General features: G+C 55.4%; 14 protein-coding genes. 5 read left to right on the top strand and 9 right to left on the bottom strand.

Annotated features, from left to right (window positions below; translation table 11 throughout):
- Positions 1–25: 25 nt before the first annotated feature.
- Positions 26–820: a PhzF family protein gene (locus JBO43_RS01245; RefSeq protein ID WP_103946280.1), complete on the bottom strand. Its 795-nt coding sequence runs from the start codon at positions 818–820 to the stop codon at positions 26–28.
- A gap of 176 nt (positions 821–996) precedes the next feature.
- Between JBO43_RS01245 and JBO43_RS01240 the strand changes: the two genes are divergently transcribed.
- The gene (locus tag JBO43_RS01240; RefSeq protein WP_202673532.1) at positions 997–2,193 is read left to right on the top strand and encodes a sugar transporter; all 1,197 of its coding nucleotides are present in this window, start codon (positions 997–999) and stop codon (positions 2,191–2,193) included.
- A gap of 79 nt (positions 2,194–2,272) precedes the next feature.
- Here JBO43_RS01240 and JBO43_RS01235 read toward each other — a convergent pair whose 3' ends face one another.
- Positions 2,273–2,938, bottom strand: a complete 666-nt coding sequence (locus JBO43_RS01235) for a MarC family NAAT transporter (protein ID WP_095282004.1) — start codon at positions 2,936–2,938, stop codon at positions 2,273–2,275.
- 257 nt (positions 2,939–3,195) lie between these two features.
- Here JBO43_RS01235 and marR point away from each other — a divergent pair, with 257 nt between their 5' ends.
- The 3 genes from marR to marB are packed head-to-tail and all read left to right on the top strand — an operon-like array spanning position 3,196 to position 4,282.
- Positions 3,196–3,630, top strand: coding sequence for a multiple antibiotic resistance transcriptional regulator MarR (gene marR, locus JBO43_RS01230; RefSeq protein ID WP_095282003.1), 435 nt, complete (start codon positions 3,196–3,198; stop codon positions 3,628–3,630).
- An 18-nt stretch (positions 3,631–3,648) separates the two neighbouring features.
- Positions 3,649–4,032 (top strand): MDR efflux pump AcrAB transcriptional activator MarA, encoded by a 384-nt coding sequence (gene marA / locus JBO43_RS01225; protein ID WP_146052590.1) that lies wholly within the window; start codon positions 3,649–3,651, stop codon positions 4,030–4,032.
- Positions 4,033–4,063: 31 nt separating this feature from the next.
- Positions 4,064–4,282, top strand: a complete 219-nt coding sequence (gene marB, locus JBO43_RS01220) for a multiple antibiotic resistance protein MarB (RefSeq protein ID WP_095282001.1) — start codon at positions 4,064–4,066, stop codon at positions 4,280–4,282.
- Positions 4,283–4,315: 33 nt separating this feature from the next.
- Here marB and eamA read toward each other — a convergent pair whose 3' ends face one another.
- Complete coding sequence (eamA, locus tag JBO43_RS01215; RefSeq protein ID WP_202673531.1) at positions 4,316–5,215, bottom strand: O-acetylserine/cysteine exporter; 900 nt, start codon at positions 5,213–5,215, stop codon at positions 4,316–4,318.
- 188 nt (positions 5,216–5,403) lie between these two features.
- Here eamA and ydeE point away from each other — a divergent pair, with 188 nt between their 5' ends.
- Complete coding sequence (gene ydeE / locus JBO43_RS01210) at positions 5,404–6,597, top strand: efflux MFS transporter YdeE (protein WP_202673530.1); 1,194 nt, start codon at positions 5,404–5,406, stop codon at positions 6,595–6,597.
- A 105-nt stretch (positions 6,598–6,702) separates the two neighbouring features.
- Here the strand turns inward: ydeE and zinT are convergent, their stop codons facing one another.
- The 6 genes from zinT to urtA form a co-directional block, all read right to left on the bottom strand.
- A complete protein-coding gene (zinT, locus tag JBO43_RS01205) occupies positions 6,703–7,344 on the bottom strand; it encodes a metal-binding protein ZinT (RefSeq protein WP_103946284.1) in 642 nt (213 codons plus the stop codon).
- Positions 7,345–7,412: 68 nt separating this feature from the next.
- The gene (gene urtE, locus JBO43_RS01200; protein ID WP_202673529.1) at positions 7,413–8,111 is read right to left on the bottom strand and encodes an urea ABC transporter ATP-binding subunit UrtE; all 699 of its coding nucleotides are present in this window, start codon (positions 8,109–8,111) and stop codon (positions 7,413–7,415) included.
- A 9-nt stretch (positions 8,112–8,120) separates the two neighbouring features.
- Complete coding sequence (gene urtD / locus JBO43_RS01195; protein ID WP_202673528.1) at positions 8,121–8,918, bottom strand: urea ABC transporter ATP-binding protein UrtD; 798 nt, start codon at positions 8,916–8,918, stop codon at positions 8,121–8,123.
- Positions 8,918–9,991 (bottom strand): urea ABC transporter permease subunit UrtC, encoded by a 1,074-nt coding sequence (urtC, locus tag JBO43_RS01190; protein WP_103946286.1) that lies wholly within the window; start codon positions 9,989–9,991, stop codon positions 8,918–8,920. Before urtC ends, urtD begins: the two co-directional genes overlap by 1 nt.
- Positions 9,991–11,565 (bottom strand): urea ABC transporter permease subunit UrtB, encoded by a 1,575-nt coding sequence (gene urtB, locus JBO43_RS01185; protein ID WP_202673527.1) that lies wholly within the window; start codon positions 11,563–11,565, stop codon positions 9,991–9,993. Before urtB ends, urtC begins: the two co-directional genes overlap by 1 nt.
- A gap of 24 nt (positions 11,566–11,589) precedes the next feature.
- Positions 11,590–12,861, bottom strand: a complete 1,272-nt coding sequence (urtA, locus tag JBO43_RS01180) for an urea ABC transporter substrate-binding protein (protein WP_103948978.1) — start codon at positions 12,859–12,861, stop codon at positions 11,590–11,592.
- Between the last annotated feature and the right edge of the window lie 40 nt (positions 12,862–12,901).

The following is a 12,901-nucleotide window of genomic DNA, read 5'->3' as shown; positions in this document are numbered from 1 at the left end:
CGCAGTGCGGGCATTTCAGTATGGCCTACACGCGCAGGAAGATTTTGCCTTTCAGGTACAACGTCGCCTGGCCGCCGATTAGCACACGATCGCCCAATAGCTCGCAGCGCAACTCCCCGCCTCGGGCTGACACCTGGCGGGCATTCATCTGCGTTTTGCCGAGTTTTTCGCTCCAGTAAGGGATTAGCATACTGTGGGTAGAGCCTGTCACCGGATCTTCCGGTACGCCCTCTCCTGGACAGAAGAAGCGGCTGACAAAATCAGCTTTGTCGCCGGGTGCAGTAATGCAGACCATTTTATCCAGCGGGATCATCGCGGCGATATCCGGGGCAATCGCTTCGACCTGCTGTTGGTTTTCCAGCACCACCATGTAGTCACGCGCGACGCGCACTTCTTTCGCTTCGGTGATCCCCAGAGCGTAAAACAGCAGCGCTGGCGCATTGTCCACCGGCTCACTCGCCCATGCAGGGAAGTTTAGCGTCAGCCAGTCGCCGTTACGTTTAACGGTCAGTTTACCCACGAAGCGGGTCGAGAATTCGATCTCAGTGTGTGGATAATCGAGGTATTCAAAAATCACATGCGACGCCGCGAGCGTGGCATGTCCGCAGAGGTCTATCTCAGAGAGTGTGGTGAACCAGCGCAGCTCAAAACCCTCATCGGTACGCACGAAAAACGCCGTCTCCGACTGATTGTGTTGCTTCGCCATGCTGAGGAGTATCTCGTCCGGGAGCCACTCTTCCAGCGGACATACGGCTGCTGCGTTACCGCCAAAGGCTTTATCGCTAAAGGCATCCACCAGATAAAAATCAATTTCCTGCATCGTGTTACCGCCTGTTTTTATTGTGCTGTTCTTTATATTCAAGGAAAACAACGCCCTTCGCTACCGGTTGCATAAGGTAAACTTTGAGATCTACATCACATAATGATTGTCTTTTAACCAGTGAAGGCTTTAAGATCGCCTTCTCCTCTTTTCAGCAACGAACCCTAATTATACTTATGCCTTCGAACACGGTTTCCCGCAAGGTCGCGTGGCTACGTGTGGTCACGCTTGCCATTGCTGCGTTTATCTTTAATACCACAGAATTTGTGCCCGTAGGGTTGCTTTCCGATATTGCTCAAAGTTTCCATATGGAAACAGCGCAGGTCGGGATCATGCTGACTATCTACGCCTGGGTGGTCGCGTTGATGTCGCTACCCTTTATGCTTCTCACCAGCCAAGTGGAACGGCGCAAGCTGCTGATTGGCCTGTTTGTGTTGTTTATCGCCAGCCATGTATTGTCGTTCCTGGCGTGGAACTTTACCGTGCTGGTGATTAGCCGGATTGGTATCGCCTTTGCACACGCCATTTTCTGGTCGATTACCGCCTCGCTGGCCATTCGACTGGCCCCGGCGGGCAAACGCGCTCAGGCGCTGAGCCTGCTGGCAACCGGAACCGCGCTGGCAATGGTGCTCGGTTTGCCGATCGGGCGAATCGTCGGGCAGTATTTCGGCTGGCGAACCACCTTCTTTGCCATCGGCATGGGGGCGTTAATCACCCTTCTGTGTCTGATTAAACTCCTGCCAAAATTGCCGAGCGAACATTCTGGCTCGCTGAAAAGCCTGCCGCTGCTGTTCCGCCGCCCGGCGTTGATGAGTATTTATCTGCTGACGGTGGTTGTGGTCACCGCCCATTACACGGCGTACAGCTATATCGAGCCTTTTGTACAGGTGGTCGCGGGCTTTAGCGCCAACTTTGCCACTGTCTTGCTGTTACTCCTCGGCGGGGCCGGAATCATCGGCAGCATCCTGTTTGGCAAACTGGGCAACCAGCACGCGTCGCTGCTGGTGAGCGGTGCAATCGGGATGCTGATGCTGTGTCTGGTGTTGCTGATGCCTGCGGCGGGAAGCGAGACCAATCTGGCGATATTGAGTATTTGCTGGGGCGTGGCGATGATGATTATCGGCCTGGGAATGCAGGTCAAAGTGCTGGCGCTGGCCCCGGACGCCACCGACGTGGCGATGTCGCTCTTCTCTGGGATCTTCAATTTAGGCATTGGCGCGGGGGCGCTGGTCGGGAATCAGGTAAGCCTGCATTTTTCAATGTCGGCGATTGGCTATCTCGGGGCAATTCCGGCGCTGGCGGCATTTATCTGGTCGATTCTGATATTCCGCAAATGGCCTGTGGCCTTAGAAGAACAGACGCATCGTGGGTAGTTTTTTGCCCAGCGGCGCTTCGCTTGCAGGGCCTACGGGAAGAGTAGGCCGGGTAAGCGCAGCGCCACCCGGCAAAAAGTCAGTGGTAAGTCTTAATAATTTCCAGCACGCCGTTAATAATAAACTGCACGCCCATACACACCAGCAGGAACCCCATCAGACGGGAAATTGCTTCGATTCCGCCCTTACCCACCCAGCGCATGATCGCGCCTGAACTGCGAAGGCTCGCCCACAAAATCACGCCAATCAATGCGAAGATCAGCGGTGGCGCCACCATGACTACCCACGCCGAAAACGTCGTGCCATCGCGAACCGTGGAAGCGGAACTGATGATCATCGCAATCGTACCCGGACCCGCCGTGCTCGGCATCGCCAGCGGCACAAAAGCGATATTGGCAGAAGGCTCCGTTTCCATCTCTTCCGATTTGCTTTTGGCTTCCGGCGATTCGTGCGCTTTTTGCGCCGGGAACAACATGCGGAAACCGATAAAGGCGACGATCAGGCCCCCTGCAATACGCAACCCAGGAATCGAAATCCCAAACGTGTTCATCACCAGCTGTCCGGCGTAATACGCCACCATCATGATAATGAATACGTACACCGAGGCCATCAGCGACTGGTGATTACGTTCGGCGGTATTCATGTTCCCCGCCAGCCCCAGGAACAACGCCACAGTTGTTAACGGGTTTGCCAGTGGCAACAGCACCACCAGCCCAAGACCTATTGCCTGAAATAATTCCACCATAGTGCGTTGTCGTCCTTTTCCATAATCAACCCTCACAGTATACGGTGAAATGCCTTGCGTGAGCCACGCAGACAACGTAAGCAGTGTTTTCCGCTGGATAAAGATAACCATCCGTTATGTTTATGATTTAAAAGGCCTCAAAAAAAGTTCATGAAACGTTTTAGCAAATCGTGGCATCGGCGGATACATTCAGTTGACTTATACTTGCCTGAGCAATAATATCTGCCGTGATTAAACTACTTGCCAGGGCAACCATTGTGAAAAGCACCAGTGATCTCTTTAACGAAATTATTCCACTGGGCCGTCTTATTCATATGGTGAACCAGAAAAAAGATCGCCTGCTCAATGACTATCTGTCTCCGATGGACATCACCGCGACTCAGTTCAAAGTGCTGTGTTCCATTCGCTGCGAAGTATGCATCACCCCGGTTGAGCTGAAAAAGGTGCTTTCTGTCGACCTGGGGGCGCTCACGCGCATGCTCGATCGTCTTGTCTGCAAAGGATGGATTGAAAGACGCCCTAACCCCAATGACAAACGCGGCGTACTGGTGCAACTCACCAGTGATGGCGCGGCGATGTGTGAAAAATGTCATGAGTTAGTAGGACAAACACTGCACCAGGAACTAACAAAAAACTTAACGGCGGATGAAGTGGTCACTCTTGAGCATTTGCTGAAGAAAATCCTGCCGTAAACAGAAAGAGGTATGACGATGTCCAGACGCAATAATGACGCCATCACTATTCATAGCATTTTGGACTGGATCGAAGAGAACCTGGAATCGCCGCTCTCACTTGAAAAGGTGTCCGAGCGTTCAGGTTACTCAAAATGGCACCTGCAACGGATGTTCAAAAAAGAGACCGGTCATTCTTTAGGCCAATATATTCGTAGCCGTAAGCTGACGGAAATTGCGCAGAAACTGAAAGAGAGCAACGAGCCGATTCTGTATCTGGCAGAGCGTTATGGGTTTGAATCGCAACAGACCCTGACCCGCACATTTAAGAACTATTTCGACGTGCCGCCGCATAAATACCGAATCACCAGTATGCCCGGTGAATCCCGATATCTGCATCCGCTAACACACTGTAACTGCTAATCGCCTGTATTAAGACGTAACCGAGGAAATCATGAAATTTATCGCCTCCGCCGCCCTCACCTTACTGGTGCTGGTCTCCGGCCAGACTTTTGCGGAGCAAACCACTCACGCTAACCAGCAGAACAGTCGCACCACGATGGTTCTGCCTACCGCACACGAACAATCACCGTTTGATTTCAATCATATGGGTGCGGGCAGCGACAAATCCGACGAATTAGGCGTGCCGTATTACAATCAGCACGACCTCTGATTCGTTTTTGCCCCGCTAATTGCGGGGCTTTTTTCATCCCCTGACCCGCGTCGTCCGACGCAACCGCAAACCAAACACGTTGATGTACAGCCCGGCCATGATCAGCACCGCACCGATCAATTGCAGCGTGGTCAGTTTTTCCCCCAACAAAATTGCCGCACTCGCCATACCCACGACCGGTACCAGCAGTGACAGCGGTGCAACCCGCCAGGTTTCGTAACGCCCCAGCAGCGTTCCCCAAATCCCGTACCCGACAATCGTGGCGACAAACGCCAGATATACCAGCGACAGAATGGTCGTCAGGTCAATCTCGATCAGGCTTGTCAGCATCAGCGCCGGACCGTCAAAAATAAGTGACGCCACCATAAAGGGAATCACGGGAATCAGCGCGCTCCAGACGACGAGCGACATCACCGCCGGTCGTGCATCGTGCTGCATAATCAGCTTGTTGAAGATGTTCCCGCATGCCCAGCTCAGCCCCGCCGCCAGCGTCAACATAAAGCCCAGCATCGCCACATGTTGACCGTTGAGACTGGCCTCAGCCAGAACTAGCACACCAAACACCGCCAGCGTGATCCCCGCCAGTTGTTTACCCTGCAAACGTTCACCGAACACAAACGCGCCGAGAATAATAGTAAAGAAGGCCTGCGCCTGTAATACCAGCGACGCCAGTCCTGCGGGCATCCCGAATTTGATCGCGCAAAACAGAAAGGCGAACTGACCGAAGCTGATGGTCAGACCGTAACCAAGGAGCAGACGAAACGGGATCTTTGGACGGTCGACGAAAAACAGTGCCGGGAAGGCCACCAGTAAGAAACGCAAACCGGCCAGCATCAGCGGCGGCATGTTATGCAACCCCACCTTAATGACCACAAAATTTAGCCCCCACACCACGACCACCAGTAACGCCAGCAGCCCGTCTTTACGCGTCATACCTTGCCCCTGATTATTAAATTTTTGTAAACAGATTCACGTTAACGAAAAAAACGCGGCAGGAAAAGATCATTAATTCTGGCAGTCAGATAAAGCACTGATGGAAAAATTGGGTGCTATACAACGCCCCTGGTGGCGTGATAATCATTTAGACATAAAAAAAGCATAAGCATATGTCGGACAGGAAAATGAAATCATCTCTCAGGCGCTCAACCGCAGCGTTACTGGCATCGTCGTTGTTGTTAACCATTGGCCGTGGCGCGACGCTGCCGTTTATGACCATCTACCTCACGCGCGTTTATCAGATGAGCGTCGCGAATATCGGCTACGCCCTGACCATCGCTCTGACGATTGGCGTGGTGTTCAGCATGGGGTTTGGCATCCTGGCGGATAAGTTCGACAAAAAGCGCTACATGATGCTGTCGATTCTGGCGTTTATTGCCGGGTTCGTGGCGATCCCGCTGGTGAATAATGTCACGCTGGTGGTGCTGTTCTTCGCCCTGATTAACTGCGCGTATTCCGTGTTCTCGACGGTGCTTAAAGCCTGGTTCGCGGATGTGCTGTCGCCAGGCGAGAAAGCACGCGTATTTTCCCTAAACTACAGCTTCCTCAATATCGGCTGGACGATCGGCCCACCGATCGGCACGCTGCTGGTGATGTACAGCCTGCAACTGCCATTTTGGCTGGCAGCCTTCTGCGCCGCGCTGCCACTGGTGTTTATCCAGATGTATGTGCAGAAAAGCATTGCCGCCGACAGTGAAAACGTCACCGTGCCGTGGCAGCCGTCGGTACTTCTGCGTGACCGGGCGCTGTTCTGGTATACGCTCTCCGGTCTGCTGGCGTCCTACGTGGGCGGCTCGTTTGCGAGCTGTATTTCCCAGTATGTACTGGCGGCGGATTACACCAGTGAATTCGCGGAAAAAGTGGTTGCCGTGGTGCTGCCCGCTAACGCCGCGATGGTGGTGTCGCTGCAGTATTTTATTGGCCGTAAAATCAAAGCCAGCAATATTCGCCCGTTAATGGCGATTGGCACGCTCTTTTTCCTTCTTGGACTGGGCGGGTTTATGCTCTCTGGCACCAATTTGATCTACTGGGGAATTGCCTCGGCGGTGTTCACGATTGGGGAGATTATCTATGCGCCGGGTGAATACTTGCTGATTGATAACATTGCGCCGCCGGGGATGAAAGCGAGCTACTTCTCAGCGCAAGCGCTCGGCTGGCTGGGCGCTGCTGCCAATCCGATGGTCACAGGACTGATTCTGACCCACCTGCCGCACTGGTCGTTGTTTGTGATTATGATGGTCGCGATCGTGGTAGCGTGGCTGATGATTTTGCGCGGGATGAGCGTGGAACCCTATGCCGAACGGGTGGAAACGGCGTGATGGCTGGTGCGGTCTGAAATGCCCGGTGGCGCTGTGCTTACCGGGCCTACGTTCCAGGGTTTTGTAGGCCGGGTAAGGCGAAGCCGCCACCCGGCAAAACACGGCTTAATGGTGCAACATCTCCTCCACCACCTGCTTCTTAAACATCTCGTTCGGGTAATAGGTCGGCCAGTTGTCCATCTCTTTCAGTAAGGCTTCATGCGAGGTGTTGCCCATAAAGATATGGAAATGCGCCGAGGCGCGCGGGCCGATGGTATGATCGCTGAACTGGACAAATTTCGGCGCTTTCGAACTGGCGTCTTTACATTCAAACAGGTAACGCACGCCCTTCTTGCCTGATGCGTAGGTCAGGATCTTGTAGCCGCTGTAATCATACTGACAGCTCGCCACCGATTTGCCGGTGTGGAATTCCATCACGTTATTTTCAATGCCGATGGTTTCCACATCCGTAGCGTAGCCCTTACGGTAATAGGCTTTCACTTCCTCGAACGATTTACTGGCGTCTTTTTCGACTTTCTTTTTAAATACCGGATCAAGCGAACCGTCCAGCAGGAAAGGATAAACCGACTGCCAGGTGCCGTCCCAGTCAGAGAGCTTACGGTCCTTAACGTCTTTATCTTCAAATACCCCGTTTGCCGCTTTTTGTTCCGCTTCGGTCATCTGATGGCCGTGCGAGTGGGCAAACAGCTGGCCGCTGACCAGCAGCGCCCCCAGAGTCATTGCAAATTTTCCAATGTGTAAAGCCAACGTGCGATCCTCACTCCATGTTATGAGAATGCGAATGTTATAATATAACATTTCAAAACACAATAACCCTAGATCGCCACCAGACCGCGCACGCCTTCCTGTTCCATATTTTCTCCGCGACCACGCTGGATGATGCTCCCGCGTGACATCAGCAGGTAGTTATCCGCCAGTTCCGCCGCAAAATCATAGAACTGTTCCACCAGCAAAATCGCCATATCCCCCCGGCTGGCGAGCTGGCGGATCACCACGCCAATCTCTTTGATCACCGACGGCTGAATCCCCTCGGTCGGCTCATCGAGAATTAACAGCTGCGGACGGCTCGCCAGCGCGCGACCGATCGCCAGCTGCTGCTGTTGCCCGCCCGAAAGATCGCCCCCGCGCCGGTGCTTCATCTCTTTCAATACCGGAAACAGCTGCCAGATATCCTCCGGAACGCTTTTCGCTTCCCGCGCCGTAAAGCGCGATAGCCCCAGCAGCAAATTTTCTTCCACCGTGAGGCGCGGAAAAATCTCGCGTCCCTGCGGGACATACGCCACGCCGGACTGCACCCGGTGATGCGGTTTCGCATGGGTAATCGTTTTCCCCTGCCAGACAATCTCCCCGCTGCGTGCCGGAATCAGCCCCATCAGACATTTAAGCAGCGTGGTTTTCCCCACGCCGTTACGCCCGAGCAAACAGGTCACTTCCCCGCCCGGCGCGTCAAAGTTCACGCCGCGCAAAATGTGGCTGCCACCGTAATACTGATTCAGTTCATTCACCTGTAGCATGATGGCTCCTTAGCGTCCCAGATAGACTTCAATCACCTGCTCGTTGGCCTGCACTTCCCGCAGCGAGCCTTCCGCCAGCACTCTTCCCTGATGCAAAACGGTGACGTGATCGGCGATGGTTTCAACAAAACCCATATCGTGCTCCACCACCATCAGCGAGTGTTTCCCGGCGAGCGTGCGAAAAAGTTCTGCCGAATATTCGGTTTCGGCGTCGGTCATCCCGGCGGCGGGCTCATCAAGCAGCAGCAAATGCGGCTCCTGCACCAGCAGCATGCCGATTTCCAGAAACTGTTTTTGCCCGTGGGAGAGCATTCCGGCGCAACGGTCGCGCTCGGCGCTCAGGCGCAGGAGGGTTAACATCTCGCTGATACGATCGCTCTGCTCCGAGGTTAATCGCGCGCGCAGACTGGCCCACACGGACTTATCGCCTTTCATCGCCAGCTCGAGGTTTTCCCATACCGTCAGCGCTTCGAACACCGTCGGTTTCTGGAACTTACGCCCGATACCCTGGCGTGCAATCGCCGCCGGTTCCAGCGCTGTTAAATCGATAGACTGATCGTAAATCGCCCGCCCGCTCTGAGGACGTGTTTTGCCGGTGATCACATCCATTAGCGTAGTTTTCCCGGCACCGTTCGGGCCGATGACGCAGCGTAACTCGCCGACGCCGATGTTCAGCGACAGATCGGTTAGCGCCTGAAAGCCGTCAAAATTGACGTTTATCGATTCCAGCTGGAGCACGGGATCGGTCTGGTCGCGAAAACGGTCGCCGGGCAACTGACGAGTAAAAAGTCCTTCGGCTGGCTGCATTATTTCTCTCCCTTACGAAAAAGCCCGTACACGCCGCGCGGTAAAAAGAGCGTGACCGCGATAAAAATCAGCCCGAGAAACAACTGCCAGTATTCCGGCATCGCCACGGTAAAGTAGCTTTTCGCACCATTCACCAGCGCCGCGCCGATCACCGGGCCGACCAGGGTTCCACGCCCGCCGAGCGCGACCCAAATGGCCGCTTCAATGGAATTGGTCGGCGACATTTCACCAGGATTGATAATCCCCACCTGTGGGACATACAGCGCCCCGGCGAGTCCGCATAGCACGGCAGAAAGCGTCCACACCAGCAGCTTAAATCCGCGCGGATCGTAACCACAAAACGTCAGGCGGTTTTCCGCATCACGCACTGCCGTCAGAATGCGGCCAAATTTGCTTTTCGCCAGCGCAAAACCGATAGCCAGTGACGCCACCAGTAGCGCGACGGTCGCCAGAAACAGCGCGATACGCGTTGTCGTCGCCGTCACCGAAAAGCCCAGCAGCGTGGTGAAACCGGTAAACCCGTTGTTGCCACCAAAGCCGGTTTCATTTCGAAAGAACAGCAGCATCCCCGCGTAGGTCAGCGCCTGGGTCATGATAGAAAAATAGACCCCTTTGATTTTGGAGCGAAAAGCAAACCAGCCGAAAACAAGCGCCAGCAGGCCTGGGATCATCACCACCAGCAGCATCGCCCAGGCAAAATGCTGAGTTCCCCACCAAAACCACGGCAGTTCGCTCCAGGAGAGAAACGACATAAATGCCGGAAGACTATCGCCCGAGGCCTGGCGCATCAGGTACATCCCCATCGCATAACCGCCGAGAGCAAAGAAAATCCCGTGTCCAAGCGACAGCATTCCGGCGTAACCCCACACCAGATCGAGCGCCACGGCGACGATGGCGTAGCAGAGAATTTTACCGACCAGCGTCAGCATCCAGGTGGAAACCGCCAGCGGATGGCTGGCCGGAAGCAGCGCCAGAAACGGCAGCACCAGCAGAATGGCAAGGATCAGACTGCCAAAAAGTTGGGTCACGCGCGGCGCCTTACGCGCCAGTGTTAACGTCAGCGGCTGGCTCATCAGTCTGTCACCCTCCCTTTAAGCGCAAACAGTCCCTGCGGGCGTTTCTGAATGAACAGAATAATCGCCACCAGGATCAGAATTTTACCGAGCACCGCACCCATTTGCGGTTCGAGAATTTTGTTGAAGATCCCGAGGCCAAACGCTGCCGCCACGCTCCCGGCCAACTGTCCGACACCGCCCAGCACCACCACCAGGAACGAGTCAATGATGTAACCCTGCCCAAGTTCCGGCCCGACGTTGCCGAGCTGCGACAGCGCTACGCCGCCCAACCCGGCAATTCCCGAGCCCAAACCAAACGCCAGCATGTCGATCCGCCCGGTCGGCACGCCGCAGCAGGCGGCCATGCTGCGGTTTTGCGTCACTGCCCGCACGTTCAGCCCTAGCCGCGTTTTGTTGAGGATAAGCCAGGTGAAGAACAGCACCAGCAGCACAAAGCCCAGCACCACGATACGGTTCCACGGCAGGATCAGATTGGCGTAGACCTGCACGCCACCCGAAAGCCACGCCGGATTTGCCACTTCAAGGTTCTGCGCGCCAAAGGTCATGCGCACAATCTGGATAAGCATCAGGCTAATGCCCCAGGTTGCGAGCAGAGTTTCCAGTGGGCGGCCATAAAGATGACGAATAATGGTGCGCTCCAGCGCCATACCGATTCCGGCGGTCACGAGGAACGCCACCGGCAGCGCCACCACCGGGTAGAACGCCAGCCACTGGGGCATAAACTGCGCCATCGCCTGCTGAACCATCCACGTGCAATACGCCCCGAGCATCAGCATTTCGCCGTGGGCCATATTGATCACCCCGAGCAGACCGTAGGTGATCGCCAGCCCGAGCGCCGCCAGCAGCAGGACTGACCCCAGCGACAGCCCCATAAACGCCTGCCCCAGCAGATCGCTAATCAACAGACGATGCTCGATTTTGCGCAGACTGTTTTCCGCCGCCTCGCGCACGCGGGCGTCGGGTTCGGTTTGCACCTGAGTGAACGGCAACAGCCGGGTCTGCGTTTCGGGATCGGATGAGTGCGCCAACAGCTCGATGGCCTGCAAACGCACCTCCGCATTTGGGCTGACGAGCTGTAAATTGGCCAGCGCCACTTCCAGCGCCTGACGCACGCCCTCGTCCTTCTCCGCCTGCAGACGCTGCTGCAACATATTCAGCATTTCAGGCGTGGCCTCGCGCTGTAACTGTAGCGCTGCGCCCTTGCGCTGCGTGACACTGTCACTTGCAAGCTGATGCGTCGCCAGCGCTGCGGAGGCCAGCACCCGCAGGCGGTTGGTCAGGCGCACCGCTTTCGGGTCGCCCTCCGCCGCGGGTGAATCCCCCAGCGCCACCATCTCACCCTTCACGCGGGCAAAAGCGTGCTTTTGCCCGTCAGCAAACAGGTTTTCTTTTTGTAGCGCCTGCAACAGCGGCAGACGCTTCTCATCCGGGGCGACGGCCCACTTTTCCAGCAGTGCGGTTTGCTGGCTGCGGCTTGCGGCGACAAACGTGTCCGCATCCGACGCCTGCGCCATCCCTGGCAGCAGACCGGCAAGCCAGACTATTGCGACGAACATTCGCATTACGCTCATGGCTTTTCTCCGTGCGATTAAGGCTTAGTTACTGGCGGTTTTCATCGGCTGGTCTGGTTTTTTGTCGTTGCCCTGAATGAACGGGCTCCACGGCTGGGCGCGGACGGTCTCTTCGGTCTGCCAGACAACGTTGAACTGGCCGTCACCTTCAATTTCGCCAATCATCACTGGCTTATGCAGATGGTGGTTGGTGGCATCCATCGTCAGCGTGAACCCCGACGGTGCTTTGAAGGATTGACCGGCCATCGCCGCGCGCACTTTATCCACATCGGTGGTTCCCGCTTTCTCCACGGCCTGCGCCCACATATGGATACCCACGTAGGTGGCTTCCATCGGATCGTTAGTCACCACGGTATCGGCGTTCGGCAGTTTGTGCGCTTTGGCATAGGCTTTGTACGCCGCGACAAAGGTCTGGTTGGTTGGGTTATCGACGGACTCAAAGTAGTTCCATGCCGCCAGATTGCCGACCAGAGGTTTGGTATCAATCCCGCGCAGTTCCTCTTCTCCGACCGAGAACGCGACGACCGGCACATCCGTGGCTTTTACGCCCTGGTTGGCCAGCTCTTTATAGAAGGGAACATTGGAGTCGCCGTTGATGGTGGACACCACTGCCGTTTTGCCGCCCGCGGAGAATTTCTTGATATTGGCGACAATGGTCTGGTAATCGCTATGCCCAAACGGGGTGTAGACCTCTTCAATATCTTTGTCCTGAACGCCTTTTGAGTGCAGGAACGCACGCAGGATCTTGTTGGTGGTGCGTGGATAAACGTAATCCGTCCCGAGCAAGAAGAAGCGTTTCGCGCTGCCGCCGTCTTCACTCATCAGATATTCCACCGCCGGAATCGCCTGCTGATTTGGTGCCGCGCCGGTGTAAAACACGTTTGGCGACATCTCTTCGCCCTCGTACTGGACAGGATAGAACAGCAGACCATTCAGCTCCTCGAATACCGGCAGAACCGATTTACGCGAGACGGAAGTCCAGCAGCCAAACACCGCCGCGACCTTATCCTGGCTTAACAGCTGGCGCGCTTTCTCTGCAAACAGCGGCCAGTTAGAGGCCGGGTCAACAACAACCGGTTCCAGTTGTTTACCCAGCACGCCGCCTTTGGCGTTAATTTCATCGATGGTCATTAACGCCACGTCTTTGAGCGGCGTTTCGGAGATCGCCATCGTGCCGGAGAGCGAGTGCATGATACCGATTTTGATCGTATCGGCAGCCTGAACGCCGAAACTCATTCCCATCGCCACAACGGAGGCCGACAGCGCGAAAGCTTTGATGAAGGTACGACGATGCATATTTTCACTCCTGAAAAGAAAGCTGTGCGAAAACGTCCGT

This window comes from Lelliottia jeotgali (assembly GCF_016771845.1).
GTDB lineage: Bacteria > Pseudomonadota > Gammaproteobacteria > Enterobacterales > Enterobacteriaceae > Enterobacter > Enterobacter jeotgali.
Note: the sequence above shows the minus strand (reverse complement) of the source record. Positions and strands in the feature narration are given on the sequence as shown.